We start from the raw sequence: 25,890 nt of genomic DNA, 5'->3' as shown, positions 1-25,890 counted from the left end.
ATTTTCACGAGGCTTGCCTGGTGTCCGCCGGATTGATGCTGTCAGTGCGGGCCACTCCTCGGGGCGAAGCCATGCACGCCAATGCGTTTCTGACAAGACGATGAACCTAGATATGCGCCATTTGGCAACTTTTGAGCGAACACCCCCCAAGCCTGGCCTTTGGTTGCGCTTGGGCAGAGATGGGGTGGTGGCGTTGCTGCTTTTTTGCGCCGGCTTGCTGATATTCAACATCAACTTGCGAACGATCGGAGCCGCAGACACTTACGCAGCCCGGTATTTGCCGCTGTCGATCTGGAAGCATGGCACCTTGACCCTTGATCCCGTTGCGCTGCATGTGGCCCAAGGTCTTCGTCCTCCACAGAAGCCGGGCCAGATCGGTGAGGCTTGGTGGATGCTCAGGACTGCTGATGGCCACCTCGTCTCGATGTATCCTCCGGTAACGCCCGTACTGGCCGCGCCGCTTTATCTACCTGCGGTCCTGTACCTGAATGCTACCGATTGGGCGGTGCAGCGCGTAGAGCGCGTAGGCCGCATCATGGAAAAGCTTGCCGCCTCGCTCATCGCCAGTATCAGTGTCGCCTTGATGTTCTTGCTGCTTCGGCGGCAATCCGACACCAAGACGGCCGCTTGGCTGGCACTGTTGTTTGGATGGGGTACATCCACGTGGGTCATCAGCAGCCAGGCATTGTGGATGCATGGCATCGGCCAGTTGCTGGTGATCGGGTTGCTGTGGCTATCCGTCTTGCCACGACGCACGCGTTCGTGCGCAGCCGTGACGGGCCTGCTGTGTGCCCTGTTGGCTTGCAACAGGCAACCCGATGCCATTCTTGCTGCAGGCTTTGCAATCCATGCGCTTCTTAAGGATCGGGGAAATTTCAAATTCTTTGTCGTGGGTGCTGTCGTTCCCGTGGTGGCAACGTTGGCCTACAACTTGGGGGTGGTAGGTAATTGGATCGGCGGCTATGGCTTGGCCCTGCAAGGGCAAAAACTTGACATCTCTCTGCTGAATACCCTCAAGGGCGTGGGTGGACTTTTGTTCAGCCCGGTGCAGGGGTTGTTCGTATTCTCTCCGTTCCTGCTTTTTGCTCTGCCTGGCTTCCTTCATCAGGCCCGTCAACCGTCTTTGCGTTTGCTGTCGCTGTTGCTGGCGGGAGTGGTTGTGCTGCAAGTTGTTTTCTATGCCGCGGTGAACTGGAGTTCCGGTGTCAGCTGGGGCCCCCGGTTTCTGACCGATCTGCTGCCGATCCTGTTTTGGATGTTGCCCCCTGTCGTCGAGGGTTTGGGGGTCAATGCGCGGAGAGTGTTTGTGGCGCTCGGCCTGTTTGCCGTCGCCAGTTCGGCAATCGGGGCCTTTGGGTACACCGGCAGCGCCCACTCGGAATACCTCAGTGCCCATCCTCCGCAGGATGCCAGCCAGCGGGTGGCGATATCCGAACGTGCCGCGTGGATGACCGAACATTCTCCTTGGTTGGCCCGCCCCAAGTTTTTCAATGATCTGTTTCCTGGGTTGTCCGGATCAATCGACCGATTGAACATTTCTCCCGAGGGACTCGCCACGGTGGAAGGATGGGCTCTTTTCGGAAGCCGCCAGCCTTTCGATGTGCACCTGCTGATCGACGGGGTGCGAGTGTCCGGTGGCACGTCCGATTTTGGGTACCGCCAAGACGAAGATGTGGGCGCCCGAAATACCGGAACCTGGAAGATATCTTTTCCGGCCGCGCTTTTGACCTCCAGTCGGCCTGTATTCAGTGCGCTGGTCCGCTCGAACCCCCAGGCAATGCCCTGGATCCTCCAGGCATTCGAACTGCCGGTTCCCGCTGCTCACGCCGCGGCTTTGATGGAGGTCCCGTGGCGAGGGGCCATTGATGCGATTCGCGTTCACCCGAACCGGGGTCTCGACGTGGTCGGCTGGATATCCTCGGGGAACAAGGTCCCGGGAAATCTTGAGCTCTGGCTGGATGACCGGCGAGAGGCGGGTATCAGCTCTTTCTTCAGACGCCCGGACGTTGAGAAGGTCCTGGGCGTCACCGCTGCCAGTGGATGGAGGGCGAGCATTGCGGTGCGCGGCCTGTCAGCAGGCGAACACAGAATCTCCGTGGTGTTGCCGTCCAAAAGCCCGGCGTCAGCCCCCCAGCGTCTCGTCTCCAAAGTCTTTTCGGTTGAACCCGCTGCAGCGCCTCCCCGGTGGTCCGATGAAATGTCCATCTCCGAGATGGCAAAGTTCGCCACCTCGACGCTCGAATACCAACAGGATAGTGGGGGGTATTGGCTGACTGACTACACCAGCGAGGTGCATTTCCGGCAGCCCCATTCGGAGCTGAACGTATTTTCGACTGCGGCGATCGTCGACCTTCTGGGCCCCGTAAGTTCCAGCCTGAAATTGTCTGGCACGCTGGACAAGGCCAAACGCTTTCTTTCCGAACAGATCGAGGAGACCGGTCTGGTGCGTTACCACGGCCGTCCCGATCTTCCTTCGCATGGTGTATTGGGCTGCAGAATCACTCCCGATGCTGACGACACGGCGCTGGTCTGGCGCCTTGCCCCCGCGCTGGACGGCAAGTTGCAGGAAAAGGCCCGTGCGACGCTGGAGGCATTCAAGACTCCAGAGGGTCTTTACCGTACTTGGCTGGCCGCCCAGGATCGCTACGAGTGCATCGATCCGGGCAAGAACCCCAATCCTGCGGACATAGGTATTCAGATCCATGTCCTGATGTGGTTGTACCAAGTCGATTCCCTGGCGGCGCGGAAACTGTGTGAAGTCTTGCAGTCGCACTCCCAGGATCCGTCACTGTGGGTCTATTACCAACGCGCACCTGCCGCGGTGATGTGGCGGTTGCCTGCCCTGCAGGCCATGGGCTGCCCGTTGAAGTTGCCAGAGTCATTACTCGCCGTGCAGGATCCGGATCAGCAGCTCTGGTTGAAGGTCATTGAAGGCATCCACCTGACGGAGGCGAGGCCGGGTCGGAGCCGGCTCAAGGACAACGACAAGCTCCTGCGGACAATCGCGGCCAAGGGATTTGAGCGCGTGTGGCAATCACCGGTACTGTATTTCCACAATGATCTCACGGCGACCGTCAGCCGCTACTACTGGTCTCCAGAGCTGGGGCTTGCGCTGTGGCTTCGTTTGTTCGCCGCCAACGAGCAGGCGCGCAAGAACGTTGCTTCCTCTCATTGATGGGGTGTGGGATGCGGACACCTGCCTGGTTCCGATGGCTGCAGTGCGTGCGGATGGACGAAGTCGCAGTGCTTCAAGGCACGCCTTTGATGGGATTTGTGTTTGCGCTTGATCGCAGTGTCCAACGTTCCGGGACCGATACGCTGTGCACGCTGGTGGCATTGGTGTGTGCGAGCGCCTGCCTCGTGGCGCACATCATCGTGCTCAACGACTGGGCGGGTATTGACGGTGACCTCCAGGATCCGAATCGAAGTACGCGTACCTTCTTGTCGCTCGGCATATCCAGGCGGGCAATGTGGTGCATGGCGCAACTGTGGGCGGTTCTGGGGTTGGCATTCTCGGCGTATCTTGGATTGCATTCGTTGTGGGTCGCCGGCGGCATGCTGCTGACCAGCACGTTCTACTCTTCACCCCGGTGGCACCTCAAAGGCATCCCCATTGCCAGTTCGCTGCTGCATCTGGCCGGTGGCATCCTGCATTTCTTGCTGGGCTATCTGGCGATTGGCGAACTGAACCCTCAGAGCCTTGTTTTTGCGTGCTATTTCGGTGTCGTGTTTGCGGCTGGCCACCTGATGCATGAAGTGCGCGGACATGACGCGGATGCAGCAAATGGTATTTTGACCAACGCGGTGGCGTTCGGAAAAAATGCCACCTCCATCGCGGCCTTCGTGCTGTTTAGTGCTGCCTATGGGCTTGTCGCAGTCTGGGCCGCCATGGAGCAGCATCCACTGTTGCTGAGTCTGTCATTGGCGGCTTATCTGTTGCATGGTCTCAAGACGTGGCAGGTGTTTCAGTCACGGCTCGCACCCCATCCTTTGCTGCATCTGCAGCGGCACTACCGGTTCAACTTTGCCGTGATTGGCTTGGTGCTCTTGGGAACCTTTGCGCTGCCTTATGTTCACGGCAGGGTGTCAGGAGTGGCTGGATAGCAGGCTGTAGATCATGCGTATCGGCTTGGTAATGCGCCAGGAGCCAGACCGCACAAGCGCGTCCACTTGAGCTTGCAGGGAGTGCCGTGTCGCGCGCAATTGCTCCAGCTCTCGCTGATTCACCAGCAGGATCTGAACCTGTTGCCTTGCCGCCAGCAGGGCGCGATTGAGTGCCAGAATCTCGTCGTGCATTTCGGCGCCAGCGCGCGCGAGCCGTCTGCATTCCTCGCGTGTGTCGATCAGGTCTAGTTCAATCCGGCGATGCTCCAAAGCTGAGGCGCGCAGAGGCGCCTGCTCCATGTGGGCAGAATTTTTACCGGACGGAATGGAGCGTGCCGCGACCCCGGAGGTCTGCGGGGCGTTCGCCATGCATGCAGATTCGGCGCATGTGTTTTTTGCTAGTTCATCCATCACGTGTCCTGCTTCGAATTGCTATAGGCTGAGATGTGTCGTTGCGACGCGGGGCGGCGTTTGCATTCAGCGCACGCTATTTGGTGCACTGCAGTGCGAGTACTTCGGCAATTCGGCTGCGCAGCCGTTGCGCACATGCGGCCGGCCCATGCTGCTTGTGCAGCAAATCCCGGGCATTGCGCGCACGGCGCGCGGCTTCGTCCGCATGAAGATACACCGAGCGCATTTGCCACGCCGCATGCGTTTCGTCCGGTTCGGCCCACATCTGGCCGGCGTGAAATGGGTAGTGGCCTTCGGGTACTGCAACCAGCGTGTAATCAACAGGCCAGCCTGTCTGGTTGGATACCAGTTCGGTGGTGGCGGAATAGTCGGTGGCAACGACCGGCTTGCCCAGCTCCATCGCTTCTGCGATCAGCAAGCCCAGGCCTTCGCTGCGGTGCAACGACACGACCGCATCGCAGCAGCCGATGAGTTGCAAGGTGGCGCTCCGACTCAGGGTGTCTTCAATCAGCTGGACATCCGGATCGCCGCGCAACTCCTGCAACAGTGCGGCCTGCGGGCCACGCAATTTGTCCGCGTTCAGAGCCTTGATGACCAGCCGGACTTTCGCAACTGGCGCATCTTGGCGAAACGCACGGCGAAACGCCCGGACCACCGCCATCGGATTCTTGCGCTCCACAAATGACAGGCAATCGAAGGAAAAGAAGAATATGAAAGCACCATCGTCCAATCCGAACTGCATCCGTTCACCGGCTTTCGGGGTTTCGAAAGTGAGCATCAGCGGCATGTAGCGCACAGGCTTGTCGATTCTGCCTTCCAGCATGGCCTGGATGTACTGCGTGGGCGCCCACACCTCATCCACAAGATCGAATGCCTTGAGCCAAGGGGCGGGAAAATTCTCCAGTTCCCAAAAGGGCATCGTCGCCCGCCAAGCCCCGGGATTCAAGGAGGATTCGAGTGTTTTGACGACGAGGGGCAACTGGTCCGCATTGACGTTGAAGACCTCGATGGGGGAGGACGATTGGTCAACAAAAAGTCCTTCCAGAGACTGTTCCAGTTCACTGGACAACGCGCTGATGCGAACCGGCAGGCCGCATACCGGGATCTGGCCGTGGTCGAGCGCACGCAACATCTGTCGACCTGCTTCGCCAACGCCCAACGCCAGCCGCAGGTAACCCACCACCGTGACCGAGGGACCTTTGTTCGTGCATTGCAAAGGGAGGGCGTCCATAGCGGTTGTGGACGGTGCATCGATGGGCTGCCTGGGGGCCATGATGGCTCTGCCGTCGAACCAGGGTCGCCCGTGGGTTCTGAACCAGTCCAGGTATCTGTCGACACCGTGTGCTGTCGAGAGATCGAATGCATGTCGAAGCCCCGGCTCGCTGCGGTGTATTTCTGTCAGCAGGCGCGTGGCCTGACCCGAGGCCCCGCTGCATGCGTCGGGACTTGGCAAATGCAAGTAGTCCTCGTAAGTGGCGAATGGATCGCCGCCTAGCCAGCGCACATGGCGGTCACGGAACATGCGGCGTACAAATTTCGGAATGGGAGTGCCAGAGGCAAATCGCCCATAAGCGTATGCGCCGACAGGAATGTCTCCGTGGCCATTGGCGAGCACCCGGGACGCATAGCGATGCATCAGGTTTGCCAGCGGATGCGAGATGTCTGCGTCGCGAAATGCCTGGGTGTATTTCGACAACCGTTGCGGGTTGAGTGGATCAATGCCGCTGAAGTGGAAAAAACACAGAGGCTCGCCGTCCACCAGCCACGCACCCGCTTCGCCCGTCAATGTCCGCTGGTGGAGATTCCAGTAGGCCACGTTGTATGTGGTATCCCGCAGAATCTGCGCCTTGGCGGCAAAGCCGGGGATCAGATCCATGAATTTCTGATCGACAAATCGGCCGGAATCCGGCTCGTTGACGCAGTCATATTGCAGCCGGCGCGACCACCAACGCAGCAGCTCTTCTGTTTCCTGCGCGGCACCGACTCCCAGGAAACCAAGGTTGTAGACACCGGCGCGCATGATGCCGACGTCATCGGGAAAGTCGCTCCGCTCGGCGGGCTTCGTCATGTGCGGCGTCAGGACAAACGAGGCGCCGGCTTCCAGCAACGCGAACACCTTGTCCAGCGGCGCGTATACCTCGATGTCTGGGTCGAGATAGACGACGTGCTCATGACCCCGGTCCCGCAGCGCGCGGAACATGAAGGGCTTGACGGCCGTGTTGAATTCCATGATGTCGTAGCGGAATGCGAATCCGCGGAAATCATCGATATTCAGGTCTGTGGCCGCAATCACCTGGCATGCATCGGGATAGTCCACCATCTCCGGCTGCACGTCGTCGGCCAGGCACAGATATACATCGGCTTCTGGATGGTGCCGCTGGATGCTCTCCAGCAAGACCTTGGCCATCGGCACATAGTTGTTCGAGCAGATGGTGAAAAGTGCGCGTTGAGCCGTCATTTTTTCTTTGAGGATTTGTCTGCTGAATTGCTTTGACTCGCAAACAACGAGCGACAGGCCCAGCTAACGCATGAATAGTGAACAAAATCTAACACACCCTATGGCCTGGGCAGGGTGACGCGCAGCGCCTGCCATTGAAAGCGGCTAGAAGTTCTCCATTGGCAGATGGATACGGCGCACGGAGCCGTCAAGGGAGGGGCGAGGAGAACCACCGGCTGGCGCTTCCCAGGACGCTATGGCAGACTGCAGCGCCCAACTTCGGGAGACGCGCATGACCGAGCCGACCGCCCTTTGCGACATTCTCGTTGTCACCACCACGGTGGCCACCGAAGCGGAAGCCCGGCGGCTGGCGCAGCTGGTCTTGCAGGCGCGGCTGGCGGCCTGTGTGCAGGTGGAGCCGATCACGGCCTACTTCCGCTGGCAGGGCGCCTCGCAGGAGGACCGTGAGCTCCGACTGGTCTGCAAGACCGTGGCGCGCGCGCTGCACCCGCTGTTGGCGCTTTTGCGGGCGCAACATCCTTATGCGCTGCCGCAACTGGTGGTCCAGGCGCTGCAGGGGTCCGCAGAATATGCCGGCTGGGTGGATGCGCAGGTGGCCCATGCCACGGTGCTGGCCTGACTGCGGGGCATCCGCGGTTTTTTTCAGCCTCCTGGGCGGCAGGGGCGGGTTCCTGCCTGGCCCCTGTGGCTGGGCTGGCTACACGCTCAGGTCGATCTGCTGCACCGTGCCCGCGCTGCCGTCGTCTCGCAGGTAGACGCTGGTGGAGCGCACGGCGCCCAGGCTGCCGTTGTCGGCGCTGCGCAGGGCAAAGGGCGTTGCCTGGGCGCTGAGCTGCACCGCGCCCACGCCCAGCTCCTGCAGGGTTTGCAGGCGGCCCGTGCCATCCGCATCCGGGGTCCACACGCGCAGTTGCTGGAAGACGGGGTCGGCCTCGTCGATCCAGCCGTTGCCGTCGCTGTCATGCCGGGCCAGCTCCGAAAAGCCGTTCCCCGTGCCCGGGCCGAAGAGTTCCAGGCCGTTGTCGATGCGTGCGTTCTGGTTGTTGTCCAGCGCCAGGTAGCCCCGGTTCCCGGCCAGCAGGGGCACCTGTTCGGTCTGCCCGTCGCCGTCCAGGTCGAAGGCGAAGCGCAGGTCCTGTAGCTGCGCGGCGGTGCCGTCGAAGTTGATGACCAGGGGGTCCACCGCCACGGCATCGCCCAGCCGCAGGCTGACGGAGGATTCCTCGCGGTAGCTGCGCTGCATGTCCAGCTGCAGCGTGAACTGGATCTCCCGGCCATCGGCGGTGCGCACGGTGCCCGCCGCCGCGAACTGGGTGCGTTCGGTTTCCTCCAGCACCTCGCGCTGTTCGTAGATCACGCCAAAGCCCGCGCGCTGGCGGGGGGCCTCCGTGGTGCCGTCCCCGGCGGGCGGCGCAGCGGGCACGGGCTCGGCGGGCGCCTCGGCGGCCTTGGGCCCGGCATACACGCGAACCAGCACGCCGGTCATGCGTTCGATGAGGTCGCGGATCATCGCGAGCTGGGGTGTCAGGCCTTCGTCGGGGTCGCGCGTGGGGCGCGGTTCGACGGAGGCCGAGGCAGCGGCCGCGTGGGCGGCCTGGGCCAGGCGGGCCGCGCTGGAGATCTGGGGCGGCGGGGCCTGGCGGGCGGCGGGCGTGCCCGGAGGGCGCTCGCCCACCCACATTTCCAGGCGGCTTGTCTGGCTGTGCATGCGCGTGGCGGCATGCCGGGCCTGCATCTGCAGGGTGGACGACTCGATTTTCATGGGGCACCTCCATGGTTTCCACGGAGGCGCGGCGCGGGGCCGACTGTCGTGGCCTTTGGTTATCGGCATTTGCGTGCGGCAACTTGAATGCCATCGCGGCGCCGGTCTGGCGCGAGGTCAGCCGGGGGCCTTTGCGGGGCCCAGTGCCTCCAGCGCCGCCCGTTCAAAGTCTTCCAGTGCCAGCGGCCTGCCAAACAGGTAGCCCTGAAACGCCTTGCAGCCGTGCGCGAGCAGGAACTGGTGGTGCGCCGCCGTTTCCACCCCCTCGGCGATCACGTCCAGGCCCAGGCTGCCCGCCAGGGCGATGATCGAGCGGGCGATGGCCGCATCGCTCGGGTCCAGCAGCACGCCGCGCACGAAGCCCTGGTCGATCTTGATCTGGTCCAGCGGCAGGCGCTTGAGGTAGCTCAAGGACGAGTAGCCCGTGCCAAAGTCGTCGAGCGAAAAGCCCAGCCCATGGGCCTTGAGCGCGCGCATCGTCGCGATCACGTTGTCCACGTTGTCGAGCAGCAGGCTTTCGGTCAGTTCCAGCTTGATCCGTGCCGGATCGGCCCCCGTCCGCTGCAGCAGCGCAAGCACCTGGGCCACGAAATCGTCCTGCAGGAACTGGCGCGCGCTCACGTTGATGGCGACGTTCAGGTGGGCAAACTGCGGGTGCTGGCGCCACCGGGCCTGCTGGCGCAGGGCGGTTTCCATCACCCAGTGGCCCAGGGGCAGGATCAGGCCGGATTCTTCCGCCAGGGGGATGAACTCGGACGGCGGGACCATGCCCTGCACCGGGTGCCGCCAGCGCACCAGTGCCTCTGCGCCGGTCACCCGCCCCTGGTCGTCCACCTGGGGCTGGTACAGCAGCAGGAACTGCGACTGCCGCAGGCCGGTGTGCAGCTCCGCCTCCAGCAGCGCACGGCGGTTGACGGCCTGCTGCATGTCGGGGTCGAAAAAGCGCAGGGTGTTGCGGCCCGCGTCCTTGGCGCGGTACATGGCCATGTCCGCCTGCTTGAGGACTTCGTCCACGGAGTCGCGGTGGTCGCGCAGGAGCGTGACGCCGATGCTGGCCGTGAAATGGTGTTCGTGCCCCGCCAGCTGGTAGGGCTGGCGCAGCTGGGCCAGGATGAGTTCTCCCAGCGTGCGCGCCTGCGCCGCGGCTTCCGGCGGGTCGCTGCTGAGGTTCTGCAGCACCACCACGAATTCGTCGCCACCCAGGCGGGCCACGGTGTCCTGTTCCCGCACGCAGCCGGGCAGGCGCAGGGCGACTTCCTTGAGGAGCAGGTCCCCCACCTCATGCCCCCGGGTGTCGTTGAGCGTCTTGAAGTTGTCCAGGTCCACGAACAGCACGGCGGTGGTCAGGCCCGAGCGCGCGCCGTTGGCCAGCACCTGCTGCAGCCGGTCCACCAGCAGGCGCCGGTTCGGCAGCTGCGTGAGCGCGTCGTAGAACGCCAGGTAGCGGGCCTCGTCCTCCGCGGCCTTGCGCCCCGAGATGTCGATGTCGATGCAGAACATCTCGGGCGGATGCCCGGGCACCTGGATGTAGGCGTGGCTGGAGAACACGTCCACGGGCGAGCCGTCCTTGCGCCGCAGTTGCAGTTCGCCCGCCGGGATGACCTCGCCCGTGGCGAACATGTGGCGCATGTGCCCGCGCACGGTGTCGGCCATGGCCGGCGGGATGATGAGGTCCAGCAGGTTGCTGCCCAGCGCTTCCTCGGCGGTGTAGCCGTAGAGCTGCTCGGACGCCCGGTTCCAGTAGCTAGTGGTGCCGTCCTCCAGATAGCCCTGCACGGAGATGGACGGAATGTTGCGCAGCAGCGAGCGAAAGCGCAGCTCCGATTCGCGCAGCGCGCCCTCGGCGAGCTTGCGCTTGGTGATGTCGCGCGCCAGGAAGACCACGGCCGCCTGGCCGCCCACCTGCACGCCCAGTGGCTGGGCGCGCCCTTCGAAATGCCGTGGGCCCGAGAGCGTCTGCATCTCGTACTCCATGCTGTGCGTCTGGCCCGACTGCAGGGTATTGCGGATCAGCTCCAGGAAGCTGTCGGCCTGTGGCGCGGGCAGCACGTCATGCAGCCGCTTGCCAATCAGCTGGGGCGGGCTGGCCGCCAGGGGTGCGTCGTCGGGCGAGAGCACCTCCACATACCGCCCACGGGCGTCCAGCACGAGCAGCACGTCGGGGATCGCTTGGGCGATGGCGCGCAGGCGCGCCGCCGTGCCATGCAGCGCGCGCTCGGTGGCCAGGCGTTCTTCCACATCGCGCAGCAGCAGGCCCAGCACCACCGTGGCGGGCGTGAAGGTCAGCAGGAAAGGCACGGCCAGGGTCTGGTTGATGCGCTGGACGGCCTCGGCGGGAAGCAGCTGGAACAGGGCGACGACTGCGGTGTGCAGCAGCAACCCGAACAGGGCCAGCGGAACGGGCTCCACCCCCAGGCGCCCGCGCGCGCGGCCTTCGCGGTAGACCAGGCCCAGCGTGGTGCACAGCGCAATCACCAGCAGGCCCACCTCGGCGCCGGCGCCCCCCAGCCAGAGGCGGCCCGTGGCGGCCATGGCGGCGGCGATGCAGGCCACCAGCGGGCCCCCGAACAGGCCCGCCATGCTGAGCACGACCGAGCGCGCATCGAAGATCACGCCCGGCATCAGCACCACGGGGGTGAGCATGCCCACCACGCAGATGGAGCCAAAGAGGATGCCGGAGAAAACCTGCCCGGTGCGCGGGTGCCGGCGCCAGACGCGGATGTTGAACCCATGCAGGAAGCACAGCGCCAGCAGCAAGGCAACACCTTTGACCAGCTCAATGAACATGGGCGTCCGCGCCTTTCCTGGGGAAAGCCCATCATGGGGGAATTGCTGCCGTTCGTAAACGTGAAAATGGCCCCGAGGGGGCCATGGATCGCGGTTGCGGGCGGGTTTTCAGGTCAGCAGCGCCTGCGCGAATTCGCGCGCGTTGAAGGTCTCCAGGTCTTCGAGCTTCTCGCCCACGCCGATGAAATACACCGGAATGGGGCGTTCCTGCGCGATGGCCGCCAGCACGCCGCCCTTGGCCGTGCCATCGAGCTTGGTCACGATGAGGCCCGTGAGCTGCAGCGCATCGTCGAACGCGCGCACCTGGGCCAGGGCGTTCTGGCCGGTGTTGCCGTCGATCACCAGCAGCACCTCGTGCGGCGCCGTGGCATCGGCCTTGGTGACCACGCGGCGGATCTTTTTCAGCTCTTCCATCAGGTGCAGCTGCGTGGGCAGGCGCCCGGCGGTGTCCACCAGCACCACGTCCTTGCCGCGCGCCTTGCCGGCCGTGACCGCGTCAAAGCTCACGGCGGCCGGGTCGCCGCCTTCCTGGCTCACGATCTCGACCGTGTTGCGGTCGGCCCAGACGCCCAGTTGCTCGCGCGCGGCGGCGCGGAAGGTATCGGCGGCCGCCAGCAGCACGGCCGCACCTTCGCCGGCCAGGTGTTTGGTGAGCTTGCCGATGGAGGTGGTCTTGCCCGCGCCGTTGACGCCCGCCACCATGATCACGGTGGGGGTGTGCTCGCCAATGACCAGCGCTTTTTCGAGCGGGCGCAGCAGGTCGGCGAGGGAGTCGGCCAGCAGGCCCTTGACGGCGGCGGGGTCGGTGGTCTTGCTGTCCTTCACCCTGCGCTTGAGGTCGGCCAGCAGGTGCATGGTGGCCTTCACGCCGGTATCGGCCATGAGCAGGGCCTCTTCCAGCTCTTCATACAGCGCATCGTCGATCTGCGTGCCGGTGAACACCGTGGTGATGCTGCTGCCCGTCTTGCGCAGCCCGGCCTTGAGGCGGTCGAGCCAGCCCTTGCGTTCCACGGGGGCGGCCGGCGCAGGTGCCGGTGCGGCGATGGGGGGGGCTGCCACTGCCACGGGCGCCGGCGGCGGGGCCTGCACCGGCGCTGCCACGGCCACGGGGGCCAGCGGCGGAACCGTGGCCGATGCTGGCGCGGGCACGGGCGTGGGGGCCGCCTCGGGCGCCTTGGGGGCGAACGGGTTGCGCAGCCAGCCAAAAGCGGCCGGCGCCGCGGCGGGAGCTTCTGCGGGCGCTGTCGCGGGCGTGGTCACCTGCGCGGGGGCTGGCGAAGGCCCTGGCGGCGGCTGATGCACCGCCGGAACTGCCGTGGCCGGCAGGATGGAAGTGGGGGGAGCGGCAGGTGCTGGAGCGCCGGACGACATGGCCGGGGAGGGCGCATCGGACGGTGCGGGCGTCGATGGCGGAGCGGCGGGCTTTTTCTTGAAAAAACTGAACATTGGTGGGTTCTTAGAATCATCCATTCTATGAAACGTGCTTTCACCCTACTGGGCCTGCTGGCCTGCCTCTCGTCCGGGGCTGCCTTCGCGGCAACCACCCCGGTGTCCCAACCCTCCGATGCGCCTTCTTCCACGCCGTCCACCACGGCCTCTGGCGCGCAGCAGTTCACCCTGAGGAACGGCATGCAGCTCATCGTGCAGCCCGACCGGCGCGCCCCCACGGCGGTGCACATGGTCTGGGTGCGCGTGGGCTCCATGGACGAAGTGGACGGCACCACGGGCGTGGCGCACGTGCTCGAGCACATGCTGTTCAAGGGCACCAAGACGTTGCCGCCGGGCGAGTTCTCGCGCCGCGTGGCCGCCCTGGGCGGGCGGGAAAACGCGTTCACCAGCCGCGACTACACGGGCTACTACCAGCAGATCCCGTCCAGCCGGCTCGAAGACGTGATGAAGCTCGAATCCGACCGGTTCGCCCACAACCACTGGCCGGATGAAGAGTTCAAGAAGGAGCTGGAGGTGGTGAAGGAAGAGCGCCGCCTGCGCACCGAGGACCAGCCCCGCGCCATGCTGGCCGAGCAGCTGTTTGCCGCCACCTTCACCGCGTCGCCCTACCGCCGCCCCATCGTGGGCTGGATGAGCGACCTCGATGCCATGACGCCGAACGACGCGCGCGCCTTCTACCGCCAGTGGTACACGCCCACCAATGCCGTGGTGGTGGTGGCGGGCGACGTGGACCCCGTGCAGGTGCGGGCCCTGGCCGAAAAATACTACGGCGGCATCCCCGCCCATGCGCTGCCCGAGCGCAAGCCGCGCGCCGAGCCCGCGCAGCAGGGCCTGCGCCGCATCGCCGTCAAGGCGCCGGCCGAGCAGGCGTATGTGGCGCTGGCCTTTCGCACCCCCAGCCTGGACCGCGTGGAAAACCTCACCGACACCGACCGCGACGCCCTCGCGCTGATGGTGCTGTCGGCGGTGTTCAGCGGCTACGACGGCGCGCGGCTCGACCGTGCGCTCACCCAGGGCGAGAACCGCGTGGCCGACAGCGCCAACAGCAGCGCCATGGTCACGGGGCGCGGCCCCAGCCTGTTCATGCTCAGCGGCGTGCCCGCCGCGGGCAAGACGGCCCAGCAGGTCGAAGACGCCCTGCGCGCCGAGGTGGCCCGCGTGGCCCAGGGTGGCGTGAGCGAGGCGGAACTCGCGCGCGTCAAGACGCAGTGGATCGCCTCCACCGTGTACGAGCGCGACTCGGTGATGAACCAGGCGCAGGAGCTGGGCGGCAACTGGGTGCAGGGTTTTCCGCTCGACGCCAACGAACGCCTGCTGGAGCTGCTGCGCACCGTGACGCCCGCCCAGGTGCAGGCCGTGGCCGCCAGGTATTTTGGCGACGACCAGCTCACCGTGGCCACCTTGCTGCCACAGCCCCTGGATGCCCCCCGCGCCCGCCCCACGCTGCCGCCCGGCGCCGTGATCCGTTGAACCCGCCCTGGGCCCCTTGCACATGATTACTATCAAAAATATAGCTGCTCGCGCTTTGTTGATAAGCGCTGGAGTGGTTTTTTATTCAAACTCTGCCTGGGCGTTGCTGCCCATCCAGCACTGGACGGAACCCAGCGGCGCCAAGGTCTACCTGGTCGAAAGCCCCGTCATCCCCATGGTGGACGTGCAGATCGACTTTGACGCCGGCAGCCGCCGCGACCCGGCGGGGCAGGCGGGCCTGGCCAGTGCCATGGCCGCCATGGCCAGCAAGGGCGTGAAGGCCCTGGGCAACGAGCCCGCGCTGGACGAGAACGGCCTGGGCGAGGCCTGGGCCGACCTGGGCGCGAACTTCGAGGCCGGCGCCGAGAACGATGCGCTGCACTACTCGCTGCGATCGCTCACCGACCCGCCGCTGCTCGACAAGGCCGCCCGCCTGGCCGCGCGCCAGATCGGCGAGCCCAGCTGGCCCGCCGACGTGTGGCCGCGCGACCGCGCCCGCTGGATCGCCAGCCTGAAGGAGGCCAACACACGCCCCGCCACCGTGGCGGGGTATGCATTCGCCTCGGCGGTGTACGGCAGCCACCCGTATGGCGTGCGCACCACCGAAGACACGCTGATGCGCATCAACGTGGCGGACATGCAGGCGTTCCATGCCCAGCACATCGCTGCCTGCCGCGCCAAGGTGAGCATCGTGGGCGCCGTGTCGCGCGCGCAGGCCCAGGCGCTGGTCGCCACGCTGCTGTCGCGCCTGCCCGCCGCGTCGGGCTGCGCGCCGCTGCCGCCCGTGGGCGAGATCAGCGCGCTGGCCGCGCCGGTGGAGCAGAACGTCCCCTTCACCTCGGCCCAGGCCCATGTGCTCATCGGCCAGCCGGGCTTCCAGCGCCGCGACCCGGACTTCCTCGCGCTGCTGGTGGGCAACCACATCCTGGGCGGCGGCGGTTTTGTCTCGCGCCTGACCAGCGAGGTGCGTGAAAAGCGCGGCCTCAGCTACAGCGTCTACAGCTACTTCGCCGCCGGCATGCATGCGGGTGCCTTCACCGTGGGCCTGCAGACCCGCCCCGACCAGGCGGCCCAGGCCGTGAAGGTCTCGCGCGACGTGATCGCGCGCTTCGTGGCCGAAGGCCCCACCGAGGCCGAGCTGCGTGCGGCCAAGGACAACCTCATCGGCGGCTTCGCGCTGCGCATCGACAGCAACAAGAAACTCCTGGGCAACGTGGCCAACATCGCCTGGAACGAACTGCCGCTGGACTACCTGGACCAGTGGTCCAGGAAGGTGGAGGCCCTGACCGTGGCCGACGTGCGCACCGCCATGGCCCGGAAGCTGCAACCCGAGCGCATGGTGACCGTGGTGGTGGGGGGCAAGCCATGAGCCGCTCGACCCTGAAAACCACCGCCATCAACGCCGAGATCCGCAAGGCACAGGCCGCTGCGGCCACCCCCCCGGCGGCCGCCACCGGCAAGAAGGGCGCGCCCAAGGACAAGGCGGCCCCGGCCGCCGCGCCCAAGGGCGCGGGCGAAATCCGCATCATCGGCGGGCTGTGGAAGCGCACCCGCCTGCCCGTGGCCCAGCGCCCCGGCCTGCGCCCCACGCCCGACCGCGTGCGCGAGACCCTGTTCAACTGGCTCGGCCAGGACCTGGCGGGCTGGCGCTGCCTGGACGCCTTCGCGGGCACCGGCGCCCTGGGGCTGGAGGCCGCATCACGCGGTGCCAGCGCCGTGCAGCTGGTGGAAAGCGACGCCGCCCTGGTGGCCCAGCTGAACACCCTGCAGCAGCGCCTGCAGGCCACCGCCGTGCGCGTGCAGCGTGGCGACGGCATCGCCGCCCTCAAGCAGGCCGCGCCCGCCAGCATCGACCTGGTGCTGCTGGACCCGCCGTTCGACAGCGACCTGTTCGGCGCCGCCCTGCAGGCCGCCGCCAAGGCGGTGGCCGCCGATGGGTTCGTGTACCTCGAGGCACCGCGCGCCTGGGCCGATGAAGAGCTGGCGCCCTGGGGGCTGGCGCTGCACCGCCACCTCAAGGCGGGTGCGGTGCACGCCCACCTGCTGCGGCGCGGCGCCTGAAGCCTCCGCCTGGCCCCGCCAGGCCTTTCAGGCCGGAGCCCAGGCCGCACACCCGCGCGCCGCCGGGGCCCTGCCACGCCCGCTGGGGACAGGGGCGCGAACGTCCATGTTGCAGTGCACTGCATAATGCGCCCACGCGGCCCGCCAGGTGGGGCCAACGACCCTTCCGCCAGACAGGAGACAACCAGCCATGGCCCAGAACGTGCTCGCCGTATACCCCGGAACCTTCGACCCCATCACGCTGGGCCATGAAGACGTGGTACGCAGGGCCACCCAGTTGTTCGAACGCGTGATCGTGGCCGTGGCGGCGGGCCACCACAAGAAGACCCTGTTCACCCTGGAAGAGCGGATCGACATGGTCCGCGAGGCGGTCAAGGGCTACCCCCAGGTGCAGGTCGAGGCCTTCTCGGGCCTGCTGCGCGACTTCGTGGTGGAGCGCGGCGGCAAGGCCATGGTGCGCGGCCTGCGCGCCGTGACCGACTTCGACTACGAGTTCCAGCTCGCGGGCATGAACCGCAGCCTGATGCCGCAGGTGGAAACCGTGTTCCTCACCCCCAGCGACAAGTACCAGTTCATCAGCAGCACCTTCGTGCGCGAGATCGCCGTGCTGGGCGGCGAAGTGCACAAGTTCGTGTCGCCCTCGGTGCAGGAGCGGCTGGCCGAGAAGGTGCGCACCCTCACGCCGCCGTGATCGCTCTGGGCCCATCAGGCCCTGGCGCTTGATGGACAAGCGCTGAGTGCTATTGATTGAATAGCACTATGTTCTGGTTGCGCCGCCCGTTCATGGCAGCGCCCGGAGCTGGCGGGCCACATCCATCGCCTCGGCCTGGAGCGCCTCCAGCATGGGCGCCACCTCGGGCAGGGGCGGGCGGTACAGCGGCAGCACGCACGCCACGCTGAACGGGATCGAAAACGCCAGCCGCCGCACCACCAGCCGGCCGCCGGAGCCGGCCGCCGCCAGGGCGGTCAGCGGGTTGACGATGGCCAGTCCCAGGCCGTGTTCCACCATCGCGCACACGGCGGCGGCGCTGTGGGTTTCCATGCGCAGGGTGCGCGGCACGGCGGCTTGCGCAAAACGCGCGTCGATGAGGCGGCGGTAGGGGTCGTCGGCCGACAGGCTCACGAAGGGCTGGTCCGCAAAATCCTCCAGATGCAGCACGGGCCGGCGCGCCAGGGGGTGGTCCGCCGGCACCACGGCCACTTCATCCAGGGTCAGCAGCACCTCGGCGCGCGTGCCCGGCGGGGCGGCGGCCTGCTCGCACAGGCCCAGGTCAAAGCGCTGGGCGCTCATCCATTCCTCCAGCAGCGGGGACTCCTGCGGCGTGACCGACAGGCGTGCGTGCGGGTGTGCCTGCAACAGCCGCGCCGCCGCGCCCGGCAGCAGGGCGTGCGCCAGCGCGGGCAGGCACAGCACCGACAGCTGCACGGCATCGGGGCGGCCCAGCGCCACGGCGCGGTCCACCACGCGCTCCAGGCCCTGCCAGGAGCGCTGCACCTCGTCCCACAGCGCGAGCGCGCGCGCGTTGGCCCGCAGCCGCCCTTGCACGCGCTCGAACAGCGCATAGCCCAGCAGCGATTCCAGGCGCGCGAGTTCGCGGCTCACGGTGGGCTGCGAACTGTGCAGCAGGCTGGCCGCGCCGGTCGCGCTGCCCGCGGCCATCACGGCGCGGAACACTTCGATGTGCCGGTGGGTGATGCGGCGGGCCAGGGGGGGAAGGGCGGCATCGGTCATGGGTAGAGCATATCCAGAATGAATGGATGCTGTAAATCAAGGCATTCGACCAAATGGCGGGAAGGGAGCATCATCCAGCCTTCACACCGCATCCTGCCTTGGGAATCCGCATGTCCAACCCTTTCTCCCCCGCCCAGCTCTGGGCCCTGGCCGACCAGTTCGGCACCCCGCTGTGGGTGTACGACGCGGCCACCATCCGCCAGCGCATCGCGCAGGTGTCCAATTTCGAGACCGTCCGCTTCGCGCAGAAGGCCTGTTCCAACATCCACATCCTGAAGCTCATGCGCGAGCAGGGCGTGAAGGTGGACGCCGTCTCGCGCGGAGAGATCCTGCGCGCGCTGGCGGCGGGCTATGTGGCCGGCGGAGAGCCGTCGGAGATCGTCTTCACCGCCGACCTGTTCGACGCCGCCACGCTCGACTGCGTGGTGGAGCACGGCGTGCCGGTCAACGCGGGCTCCATCGACATGCTGCACCAGCTGGGCGCGCGTTCGCCCGGCCATGGCGTGTGGCTGCGCATCAACCCCGGCTTCGGCCACGGCCACAGCAACAAGACCAACACGGGCGGCGAGCACAGCAAGCACGGCATCTGGCACACCGACCTGCCCGCGGCGCTGGCCGCCATCGCGCAGCACGGCCTCCAGCTCGTGGGCCTGCACATGCACATCGGCTCGGGCGTGGACTACAGCCACCTGGCGGAAGTCTGCGGCGCCATGGTGGGCCTGGTGCGCACCACCCACGCGGCCGGGCACGACCTGCATGCCATCTCGGCCGGCGGCGGCCTGTCCATTCCCTACCGCAGCGGGGACCCGGTGGTCGACACGCAGCACTACCACGGCCTGTGGGACGCCGCGCGCCAGCAGGCCGAGGCGGTGGTGGGCCACAAGCTGGGCCTGGAGATCGAACCGGGCCGCTACCTGGTGGCCGAATCCGGCGTGCTGCTGGGCGAGGTGCGGGCCGCCAAGAACGCGGGCAACAACCGCTTCGTGCTGGTCGATACGGGGTTCAATGAGTTGATGCGCCCCTCGATGTACGGCAGCTTCCACGCGATGGAGCTGCTGCGCCGCGATGGCACCACCGCCGCCGCCCAGCCCACCGTCGTGGCCGGGCCGCTGTGCGAATCGGGCGACGTGTTCACGCAGGGCGATGGCGGCGTGGTGCTGCCGCGCGACCTGCCGGCCGCGCAGGTCGGCGACCTGCTGGTGATCCACGACACGGGCGCGTATGGCGCCTCGATGTCCTCCAACTACAACACCCGCCCGCTGATCGCGGAGGTGCTGGTGGACGGCGGCCAGGCGCGCCTGATCCGCCGTCGCCAGACGGTGGACGAGCTGCTGGCGCTGGAGCTGGGACTGTAGAAGGCTGGCGCGGCCGCCGCGCGCAGCGGCCGGGACGGCGGTGCGAAGGAAGGGAATGAAAGACGGCGGCGCCTTTGCGGCGCGGCCCGCGCCGACACCTGGTAGGCACGGGACTACGGCCACGCGCAGCGCTGGCGCACAGGGCGGGGGGAGGCGGGGCCCTAAGGTAGAGCCATCCACATTTCTTCATCCCTTCAAGGAGATCACCATGCCTATCATCTTGTGGCTGCTCGGCGTCCCGCTGTCGGTTGTTCTGTTGCTCATGCTGTTTGGCGTGTTCTGACCTCTGCGCAATCCATGTTAAAAGCCGCGTGCGCCCCAGGGCGCACGCGGCTTTTGTTTTGCGATAGGGGTGTGCGGCGCTGGGGGCGGTACGGCCGGCCCTCGCCGGGCAGGCGCCTGCCGCGCGCCGTTCGACTACACCAGTTCGGCCGCGGGCCCCCGGCCCATCAGCGCCGCCACGGCGTCCGGGGGCTGGATCTGGCCGTCCAGCAGCGCCACCGCGGCGCGGGTGATGGGCATGTCCACCCCCAGCATGGCGGCCCGCTGCGCCACGGTGCGGGCGCTGTAGACGCCTTCCGCCACGTGGCCCAGCGACTCCACCGCCTGCGCCAGGGTGCGGCCCTGCGCCAGCAGCATGCCCACGCGGCGGTTGCGCGACAGGTCGCCGGTGGCGGTCAGGACCAGGTCGCCCAGGCCCGACAGGCCCATGAAGGTGTCGGGCCGCGCGCCGAGCGCCAGCCCCAGCCGGGTCATTTCGGCCAGGCCGCGCGTGATGAGGGCGGCACGGGCGTTGAGCCCGAGCGCCAGGCCGTCGCACAGGCCCGTGGCGATGGCCAGCACGTTCTTCACGGCGCCACCCACTTCCACGCCCACGATGTCCTCGTTGGCGTACACCCGCACGCTGGGGCTGTGGAACGCGCCGACCAGCGCGTCCCGCACCCGCGCGTGCGGGCTGGCCGCCACCAGCGCGGTGGGCTGGCCCAGCGCCACTTCCTGCGCAAAGCTCGGACCGCTGAATACACCTGCTATTAAATCAGGAGCTACTTGCGCTTGTACTTCATGTGCCAGCAGCCCAAAGGATGCCGAACCGGCACCGGGAGGCATTGCCTCGAAGCCCTTGCACAGCCAGGCCACGGGCGCCGTGCATCCCCGCAGCGCCTGCAGCATGCCGCGCAGCGCCGCCATGGGCGTGGCCACGATGACGAGGTCGGCATCCGGCAGCAATGCGCCAAAGTGGCCGTCGGCGATGGAGAGAGAAGGGGGAAAGTCGATGCCCGGCAGATAGCGCGCGTTCTGGCGCGCCGCGCGCATGGCGTCTGCCTGGCCCGCGTCGCGCGCCCAGAGCGTGACCGCATGGCCGGCAGGGTGCTGGGCCGCGCTCATGGCGAGGGCGGAACCCCAGGCACCGGCACCCAATACTATGATTTTCATAGCTGCTTGCGCTTATTCATCAGGCGCTGGAGGCCAAAAAGTCTTTGATTCGATGATCTCCGCGCTACGCCTCGCCCGCGGCCCCTGCCAGCGGCGCGGCCCAGGCGGGGTAGCCGCGGAACTGGCTTTGCCAGGCCGTTGGCCGCGTCCCCCTCCCGAGCGCGCAGCGCGACGAGAAAGGGGGAAGGCGCGAAGCGCCTCAGGAGGGCTCTTCTTATTGCGTGATGATGGGCGAAGCCTGGCCGGCGGCCTGGGCTTGCTGCTGCTCGTACATGGCCTGGAAGTTGATTTCGGCCAGGTGCACGGGCGGGAAGCCGGCGCGGTTGATCAGGTCGGCCACGTTGCCGCGCAGGTAGGGGTACACGATCTGCGGGCAGGCGATGCCCATGATCGGGCCCATCTGGTCTTCCGGCACGTTGCGGATCTCGAAGATGCCGGCCTGCTTGGCTTCGACCAGGAACACGGTCTTGTCCTTGATCTTGGTCTGCACGGTGGCGGTCACGGCCACTTCGAAGATGCCTTCGGCCACGGGCGTGGCTTCCACGCCCAGCTGGATGTCGACGTTCGGCTGCTCTTGCTCCAGCAGGATGCCGGGGGAATTGGGCTGCTCGAGCGACATGTCCTTGAGGTAGACGCGCTGGATCTGGAACACGGGATTTTCTTGGTCGGCCATGGTGAAGTCTCTTTGCTCTAACGGAATTTCTAGCAAAACAAAACCCGCCCGGGAAAAGCTCCCGCAGCGGGCACATGGGGCTGCATTATGCAGCGCCCGCGGTGGGGGTCAGGCGGCGCCCAGCAAGGGCATGAGCTCGCCGCGGCTGTCCAGCGCCACCAGATCATCGTGGCCGCCCACATGGGTTTCACCGATGTAGATCTGCGGCACCGTGCGGCGGCCGGTGATCTCCATCATGTGGACGCGCGCGGCGGGGTCGGTGTCGATGCGGATTTCCTCGATCTGCTCCACGCCCTTGGACTTGAGAATCTGCTTGGCCCGGATGCAGTAGGGGCAGACGGCGGTGGTGTACATCTTCACGGGTTGCATGGCGATCCTTCCTTTTCTTTCCTGTGGGGCAACAAAACCTGTTGCAAGCCTATCGCTGTGGGAATAGCTGGGGGCGGCTCAGGCCTTTTCCACCGGCAGGCTGGCTTCGCGCCAGGCCTTGAGGCCGCCGGCCATGGCCTGGGCGTTCTCGTAGCCCAGCTTCTTGGCAATGGCCACCGCGCGGTTGGCGCGGGCGCCGCTCGCGCAGACCAGCACCACGGGCAGCGCCTTGTTCTTGACCACCGTGGGCAGGCGCTCTTCGAGCTGGCCCAGCGGCACGTTCCTGGCGCCGTTCACATGGCCGGCGGCGAATTCTTCGGTTTCGCACACGTCGATGACCACCGCTTTTTCGCGGTTGATGAGCTGCACGGCCCGCGCAGGTGTCAGCGAGCCGCCACTGGCGTTCTTGAGGACCGGCCACAGCAACATGCCGCCCGAAGCCAGTGCAACAAAGATCAGATACCAGTTGTCGATAATGAATTTCACGAAGATTCCTTGGGTTGGCGAACGGCGTAATTCTAGAATGCTGGGTTTTGGCCCGCATTTCTTTGACCCGCCTTTCCTGGGGAAACCATGTACAAACTCGTCCTGATCCGCCACGGCGAATCCACCTGGAACCTTGAAAACCGCTTTACCGGCTGGACCGATGTCGACCTCACGCCCACGGGAGTTTCCCAGGCCATGTCCGCCGGCAAGCTGCTCAAGGCCGAGGGCTACGAGTTCGATCTGGCCTTCACCAGCGTGCTCAAGCGTGCCATCCACACCCTCTGGTACACGCTGGACGAGATGGACTGCACCTGGCTGCCGGTCGTCAAGGACTGGCGCCTGAACGAGCGCCACTACGGCGCCCTGCAGGGCCTGAACAAGGCCGACATGGCCAAGCAGTATGGCGACGAGCAGGTGCTGGTCTGGCGCCGCAGCTACGACACGCCCCCGCCGGCCCTGGAGGCCACGGACCCCCGCAGCGAGCGTGGCGACCGCCGCTACGCCGCGCTGGCCGAGGGCAGCGTGCCACTGACCGAATGCCTCAAGGACACCGTGGCGCGCGTGCTGCCCTTCTGGAACGACGCGATGGCGCCGGCCATCCGCTCGGGCAAGCGCGTGGTGCTGGCCGCGCACGGCAACTCCATCCGGGCGCTCGTCAAGTACCTCGACGGCATCTCCGAGTCCGACATCGTCGGCCTGAACATTCCCAACGGGATTCCACTGGTATATGAACTCGACGCCGACCTGAAACCCATCCGCCACTACTATCTGGGTGACGCGGAAGCGGCCGCCAGGGCCGCGGCCGCCGTGGCATCGCAGGGCAAGGCGTAAAGCTCGCGTAAAGACGGGGAAAACCCGCCATCTTCTCCTGCCAAAGTGAGTGCCCGTGCGGAACCGCGGCGGGTTCGGCCCTTCCAAGGTGTATATTGATTCGAAGCGGTAAAAGGTGTTGTATGGGCCACAAACTTAAAATTGCAGGATGGGTGTCGGTGGGGGTGGTGGCCGGAGCGCTCACCACGGTGTCCCTGCAGACGGTGGCGCGTGGCGCCATGACGCCACTGCCCCTGGAGGAAATCCAGCAGCTGTCGGCGGTGTTCGGCCTGGTGAAGACCGACTATGTCGAGCCGGTGGACGACAAGAAGCTCATCACCGACGCCATCTCGGGCATGGTCGCCAGCCTGGATCCGCACTCCCAGTATTTCGACAAGAAGTCCTTCAAGGAATTTCGCGAGGGCACGTCGGGCCGCTTCGTGGGCGTGGGCATCGAGATCACCCAGGAAGACGGGCTTATCAAGGTCGTCTCGCCCATCGAGGGGTCCCCGGCGTTTCGCGCCGGCCTCAAGACCAACGACCTGATCACCAAGATCGACGAAACGGCGGTCAAGGGGTTGTCGCTCAACGACGCCGTCAAGCGCATGCGCGGCGAGCCCAACACCAAGGTCACGCTCACCATCTTCCGCAAGGACGAGAACCGCTCGTTCCCGGTGACGATCACGCGCGAAGAGATCAAGACCCAGTCCGTCAAGGGCAAGGTGGTGGAGCCCGGATACGCCTGGATCCGCCTGTCGCAGTTCCAGGAGCGCACGGTCGATGACTTCGTGCGCAAGGTGGAGGAGGTCTACAAGCAGGACCCCAACCTCAAGGGCCTGGTGCTGGACCTGCGCAACGATCCCGGTGGCCTGCTGGACGCGGCCGTAGCCGTCTCGGCCGCGTTTTTGCCGGAGAACGTCACGGTGGTCACGACCAACGGCCAGCTGGCGGACAGCAAGGCGACCTACAAGGCATCGCCGGACTACTACCAGCGCCGTGGCGGCGGCGACCCGCTGCGCCGCCTTCCCCCGGCCCTCAAGTCCGTGCCCCTGGTGGTGCTGGTGAACGAAGGCTCGGCATCCGCCAGCGAGATCGTGGCCGGCGCGCTGCAGGACCACAAGCGCGCCACCATCATGGGCAGCCAGACGTTCGGCAAGGGGTCGGTGCAGACGGTGCGTCCCCTGGGGCCTGATACCGGCATCAAGCTGACCACGGCACGCTACTACACGCCGAGCGGCAAATCGATCCAGGCCAAGGGCATCGTGCCCGACGTGATGATCGACGAGTCCGAGGAGGGCAACATCTTTGCGGCCCTGCGCATGCGCGAGGCCGACCTCGACAAGCACCTGGGCAGCGGCCAGGGCGAGGAAAAGAAGGACGAGGCCCGTGAAAAGGCCCGCGAGGATGCGCGCAAGCGCATGGAGGACGAGGCCAAGAAGCCCGCTTCCGACCGCAAGGCGCCCGAATTCGGTTCGGACAAGGACTTCCAGCTGGTGCAGGCGCTGAACCAGCTCAAGGGCCGCTCCGTGCTGGTCAGCAAGACCTTGACGGAACGCAAGGAAGAAAAGAAAGAGAATTGAGCTTTCTTTCGCTCGTGGTCTGATCGGCTCCAAGCCGGATTCCAGCGGAATCCGGCTTTTCCTTTTGTGCCTTTGACTTTGCCCTTGGCTGTGTTCACTTTTCTGCTTGAGATTCCTTCATGACCGACGACCAGCTCCTGCGGTACTCGCGCCACATCCTGCTCGATGAGATGGGCATCGAAGGGCAGGAGCGGGTGCTGGCGGCGCATGCCCTCATCATCGGCGCGGGCGGCCTGGGTTCGCCCGCCGCGCTGTACCTTGCCTCCGCTGGCGTCGGGCACATCACGCTGGTGGACGACGATGTGGTCGACCTCACCAACCTGCAGCGGCAGATCGCCCACACCACGGCGCGGGTCGGGCAGCCCAAGGTGGCCTCCGCGGCCGCCGCCATGGCTGCCATCAATCCCGGGGTACGGGTCACGGCGCTTCAGGCGCGGGCCGATGCCGGCGTGCTGGATGCGCTCGTGCGCGAAGCCACCGTGGTGCTCGATTGCAGCGACAACTACGCCACGCGCCACGCCATCAACGCGGCGTGCGTCGCCCATGCCAAGCCGCTGGTCGCGGGGGCGGTGATCCGGTTCGACGGGCAGATCACGGTGGTCGATCCACGTGCCGCGCAATCCCCCTGCTATGCCTGCATCTTCCCCCCGGAGGCCGAATTCGAGGAGGTGGCCTGTTCGACCATGGGCGTGTTCGCTCCGCTGGTGGGGGTGGTCGGGGCGATGCAGGCGGCGGAGGCGCTCAAGCTGCTGGCCGGCATCGGCACTTCGCTGGCTGGCCGCCTGCTCATGCTGGACGGCCGGTCCATGGAGTGGAGCACCATGCATGTAGGGCGCGCACCCGGCTGCCCCGTGTGTGTTGCGCGGTAGGATTCCTCCTACAACCGCAGCGTGTGGCGGCTGGCAGAATCACGGCATCACAGCATCTAAATTCGAGGCTCGATCAGCGC

At 66.3% G+C, this 25,890-nt stretch carries 21 protein-coding genes; 11 read left to right on the top strand and 10 right to left on the bottom strand.

Annotation, left to right across the window (positions count from 1 at the left end):
- Positions 1-100: 100 nt before the first annotated feature.
- The gene (locus AC3RCE_RS20055) at positions 101-3,175 is read left to right on the top strand and encodes a hypothetical protein (protein ID WP_492253778.1); all 3,075 of its coding nucleotides are present in this window, start codon (positions 101-103) and stop codon (positions 3,173-3,175) included.
- Between the two features lie 53 nt (positions 3,176-3,228).
- The gene (locus AC3RCE_RS20050) at positions 3,229-4,104 is read left to right on the top strand and encodes a UbiA family prenyltransferase (protein ID WP_218339566.1); all 876 of its coding nucleotides are present in this window, start codon (positions 3,229-3,231) and stop codon (positions 4,102-4,104) included.
- Here the strand turns inward: AC3RCE_RS20050 and AC3RCE_RS20045 are convergent.
- Positions 4,087-4,515, bottom strand: coding sequence for a hypothetical protein (locus AC3RCE_RS20045; RefSeq protein WP_218295930.1), 429 nt, complete (start codon positions 4,513-4,515; stop codon positions 4,087-4,089). The genes AC3RCE_RS20050 and AC3RCE_RS20045 overlap by 18 nt on opposite strands.
- Positions 4,516-4,591: 76 nt before the next feature.
- Positions 4,592-6,973 carry a glycosyltransferase gene (locus AC3RCE_RS20040; protein ID WP_218339565.1) on the bottom strand — a complete coding sequence of 794 codons (2,382 nt, stop codon included), beginning with the start codon at positions 6,971-6,973 and terminating at the stop codon, positions 4,592-4,594.
- A 271-nt stretch (positions 6,974-7,244) separates the two neighbouring features.
- Between AC3RCE_RS20040 and cutA the strand changes: the two genes are divergently transcribed.
- A complete protein-coding gene (gene cutA / locus AC3RCE_RS20035) occupies positions 7,245-7,592 on the top strand; it encodes a divalent-cation tolerance protein CutA (protein ID WP_218295928.1) in 348 nt (115 codons plus the stop codon).
- A 78-nt stretch (positions 7,593-7,670) separates the two neighbouring features.
- Here the strand turns inward: cutA and AC3RCE_RS20030 are convergent, their stop codons facing one another.
- From AC3RCE_RS20030 to ftsY, 3 genes are all read right to left on the bottom strand, one after another.
- Entirely contained in the window at positions 7,671-8,735 is a 1,065-nt protein-coding gene (locus AC3RCE_RS20030; RefSeq protein ID WP_218339564.1) for an SPM autocatalytic domain-containing protein, read from the bottom strand.
- A gap of 117 nt (positions 8,736-8,852) precedes the next feature.
- Entirely contained in the window at positions 8,853-11,522 is a 2,670-nt protein-coding gene (locus tag AC3RCE_RS20025; protein ID WP_218339563.1) for an EAL domain-containing protein, read from the bottom strand.
- Positions 11,523-11,630: 108 nt separating this feature from the next.
- Positions 11,631-12,968, bottom strand: a complete 1,338-nt coding sequence (ftsY, locus tag AC3RCE_RS20020; protein WP_492253777.1) for a signal recognition particle-docking protein FtsY — start codon at positions 12,966-12,968, stop codon at positions 11,631-11,633.
- Between the two features lie 27 nt (positions 12,969-12,995).
- On the opposite strand from ftsY, the gene AC3RCE_RS20015 reads away from it, so the two are divergent.
- The 4 genes from AC3RCE_RS20015 to coaD all read left to right on the top strand — a co-directional run bounded on the left by AC3RCE_RS20015 (position 12,996) and on the right by coaD (position 17,193).
- Positions 12,996-14,441 (top strand): M16 family metallopeptidase, encoded by a 1,446-nt coding sequence (locus AC3RCE_RS20015; protein ID WP_369643186.1) that lies wholly within the window; start codon positions 12,996-12,998, stop codon positions 14,439-14,441.
- Between the two features lie 22 nt (positions 14,442-14,463).
- Positions 14,464-15,810: a M16 family metallopeptidase gene (locus AC3RCE_RS20010; RefSeq protein ID WP_492253776.1), complete on the top strand. Its 1,347-nt coding sequence runs from the start codon at positions 14,464-14,466 to the stop codon at positions 15,808-15,810.
- Positions 15,807-16,502, top strand: a complete 696-nt coding sequence (rsmD, locus tag AC3RCE_RS20005; protein WP_369643185.1) for a 16S rRNA (guanine(966)-N(2))-methyltransferase RsmD — start codon at positions 15,807-15,809, stop codon at positions 16,500-16,502. The genes AC3RCE_RS20010 and rsmD overlap by 4 nt, the downstream gene beginning before the upstream one ends.
- A gap of 190 nt (positions 16,503-16,692) precedes the next feature.
- Positions 16,693-17,193 carry a pantetheine-phosphate adenylyltransferase gene (coaD, locus tag AC3RCE_RS20000; RefSeq protein WP_218295921.1) on the top strand — a complete coding sequence of 167 codons (501 nt, stop codon included), beginning with the start codon at positions 16,693-16,695 and terminating at the stop codon, positions 17,191-17,193.
- Positions 17,194-17,283: 90 nt separating this feature from the next.
- Here the strand turns inward: coaD and AC3RCE_RS19995 are convergent, their stop codons facing one another.
- Positions 17,284-18,234, bottom strand: a complete 951-nt coding sequence (locus AC3RCE_RS19995) for a LysR family transcriptional regulator (RefSeq protein ID WP_492253775.1) — start codon at positions 18,232-18,234, stop codon at positions 17,284-17,286.
- Between the two features lie 110 nt (positions 18,235-18,344).
- Between AC3RCE_RS19995 and lysA the strand changes: the two genes are divergently transcribed.
- Positions 18,345-19,589, top strand: coding sequence for a diaminopimelate decarboxylase (gene lysA / locus AC3RCE_RS19990; RefSeq protein WP_492253774.1), 1,245 nt, complete (start codon positions 18,345-18,347; stop codon positions 19,587-19,589).
- A gap of 417 nt (positions 19,590-20,006) precedes the next feature.
- Here lysA and AC3RCE_RS19985 read toward each other — a convergent pair whose 3' ends face one another.
- The 4 genes from AC3RCE_RS19985 to AC3RCE_RS19970 form a co-directional block, all read right to left on the bottom strand.
- Positions 20,007-21,023 (bottom strand): NAD(P)H-dependent glycerol-3-phosphate dehydrogenase, encoded by a 1,017-nt coding sequence (locus AC3RCE_RS19985; protein WP_492253773.1) that lies wholly within the window; start codon positions 21,021-21,023, stop codon positions 20,007-20,009.
- Positions 21,024-21,237: 214 nt separating this feature from the next.
- A complete protein-coding gene (secB, locus tag AC3RCE_RS19980; RefSeq protein WP_218295917.1) occupies positions 21,238-21,696 on the bottom strand; it encodes a protein-export chaperone SecB in 459 nt (152 codons plus the stop codon).
- Positions 21,697-21,804: 108 nt separating this feature from the next.
- Positions 21,805-22,065 (bottom strand): glutaredoxin 3, encoded by a 261-nt coding sequence (gene grxC / locus AC3RCE_RS19975; RefSeq protein WP_218295916.1) that lies wholly within the window; start codon positions 22,063-22,065, stop codon positions 21,805-21,807.
- A 78-nt stretch (positions 22,066-22,143) separates the two neighbouring features.
- A complete protein-coding gene (locus tag AC3RCE_RS19970) occupies positions 22,144-22,551 on the bottom strand; it encodes a rhodanese-like domain-containing protein (RefSeq protein ID WP_492244455.1) in 408 nt (135 codons plus the stop codon).
- Positions 22,552-22,638: 87 nt separating this feature from the next.
- On the opposite strand from AC3RCE_RS19970, the gene gpmA reads away from it, so the two are divergent.
- From gpmA to AC3RCE_RS19955, 3 genes are all read left to right on the top strand, one after another.
- Positions 22,639-23,382, top strand: a complete 744-nt coding sequence (gene gpmA, locus AC3RCE_RS19965) for a 2,3-diphosphoglycerate-dependent phosphoglycerate mutase (RefSeq protein ID WP_218295914.1) — start codon at positions 22,639-22,641, stop codon at positions 23,380-23,382.
- A 122-nt stretch (positions 23,383-23,504) separates the two neighbouring features.
- On the top strand, positions 23,505-24,941 hold the full coding sequence (locus AC3RCE_RS19960; protein WP_218295913.1) for a S41 family peptidase: 1,437 nt from the start codon (positions 23,505-23,507) through the stop codon (positions 24,939-24,941).
- A gap of 119 nt (positions 24,942-25,060) precedes the next feature.
- On the top strand, positions 25,061-25,810 hold the full coding sequence (locus AC3RCE_RS19955) for a HesA/MoeB/ThiF family protein (protein ID WP_218339556.1): 750 nt from the start codon (positions 25,061-25,063) through the stop codon (positions 25,808-25,810).
- Positions 25,811-25,890 lie beyond the last annotated feature (80 nt).

It is taken from the genome of Acidovorax sp. GW823-FHT05D11, assembly GCF_058795695.1.
This window is presented reverse-complemented; position numbering and strand designations above follow the sequence as displayed.

What these genes read in the sequence shown, in the direction of transcription:
- AC3RCE_RS20055 (WP_492253778.1), top strand. Translation starts at nt 101, where the DNA reads ATGAACCTAGATATGCGCCATTTGGCAACTTTTGAGCGAACACCCCCC.
- AC3RCE_RS20050 (WP_218339566.1), top strand. Translation starts at nt 3,229, where the DNA reads ATGGACGAAGTCGCAGTGCTTCAAGGCACGCCTTTGATGGGATTTGTG.
- AC3RCE_RS20045 (WP_218295930.1), bottom strand. Translation starts at nt 4,515, where the DNA reads ATGGATGAACTAGCAAAAAACACATGCGCCGAATCTGCATGCATGGCG.
- AC3RCE_RS20040 (WP_218339565.1), bottom strand. Translation starts at nt 6,973, where the DNA reads ATGACGGCTCAACGCGCACTTTTCACCATCTGCTCGAACAACTATGTG.
- cutA (WP_218295928.1), top strand. Translation starts at nt 7,245, where the DNA reads ATGACCGAGCCGACCGCCCTTTGCGACATTCTCGTTGTCACCACCACG.
- AC3RCE_RS20030 (WP_218339564.1), bottom strand. Translation starts at nt 8,735, where the DNA reads ATGAAAATCGAGTCGTCCACCCTGCAGATGCAGGCCCGGCATGCCGCC.
- AC3RCE_RS20025 (WP_218339563.1), bottom strand. Translation starts at nt 11,522, where the DNA reads ATGTTCATTGAGCTGGTCAAAGGTGTTGCCTTGCTGCTGGCGCTGTGC.
- ftsY (WP_492253777.1), bottom strand. Translation starts at nt 12,968, where the DNA reads ATGTTCAGTTTTTTCAAGAAAAAGCCCGCCGCTCCGCCATCGACGCCC.
- AC3RCE_RS20015 (WP_369643186.1), top strand. Translation starts at nt 12,996, where the DNA reads ATGAAACGTGCTTTCACCCTACTGGGCCTGCTGGCCTGCCTCTCGTCC.
- AC3RCE_RS20010 (WP_492253776.1), top strand. Translation starts at nt 14,464, where the DNA reads ATGATTACTATCAAAAATATAGCTGCTCGCGCTTTGTTGATAAGCGCT.
- rsmD (WP_369643185.1), top strand. Translation starts at nt 15,807, where the DNA reads ATGAGCCGCTCGACCCTGAAAACCACCGCCATCAACGCCGAGATCCGC.
- coaD (WP_218295921.1), top strand. Translation starts at nt 16,693, where the DNA reads ATGGCCCAGAACGTGCTCGCCGTATACCCCGGAACCTTCGACCCCATC.
- AC3RCE_RS19995 (WP_492253775.1), bottom strand. Translation starts at nt 18,234, where the DNA reads ATGACCGATGCCGCCCTTCCCCCCCTGGCCCGCCGCATCACCCACCGG.
- lysA (WP_492253774.1), top strand. Translation starts at nt 18,345, where the DNA reads ATGTCCAACCCTTTCTCCCCCGCCCAGCTCTGGGCCCTGGCCGACCAG.
- AC3RCE_RS19985 (WP_492253773.1), bottom strand. Translation starts at nt 21,023, where the DNA reads ATGAAAATCATAGTATTGGGTGCCGGTGCCTGGGGTTCCGCCCTCGCC.
- secB (WP_218295917.1), bottom strand. Translation starts at nt 21,696, where the DNA reads ATGGCCGACCAAGAAAATCCCGTGTTCCAGATCCAGCGCGTCTACCTC.
- grxC (WP_218295916.1), bottom strand. Translation starts at nt 22,065, where the DNA reads ATGCAACCCGTGAAGATGTACACCACCGCCGTCTGCCCCTACTGCATC.
- gpmA (WP_218295914.1), top strand. Translation starts at nt 22,639, where the DNA reads ATGTACAAACTCGTCCTGATCCGCCACGGCGAATCCACCTGGAACCTT.
- AC3RCE_RS19960 (WP_218295913.1), top strand. Translation starts at nt 23,505, where the DNA reads ATGGGCCACAAACTTAAAATTGCAGGATGGGTGTCGGTGGGGGTGGTG.
- AC3RCE_RS19955 (WP_218339556.1), top strand. Translation starts at nt 25,061, where the DNA reads ATGACCGACGACCAGCTCCTGCGGTACTCGCGCCACATCCTGCTCGAT.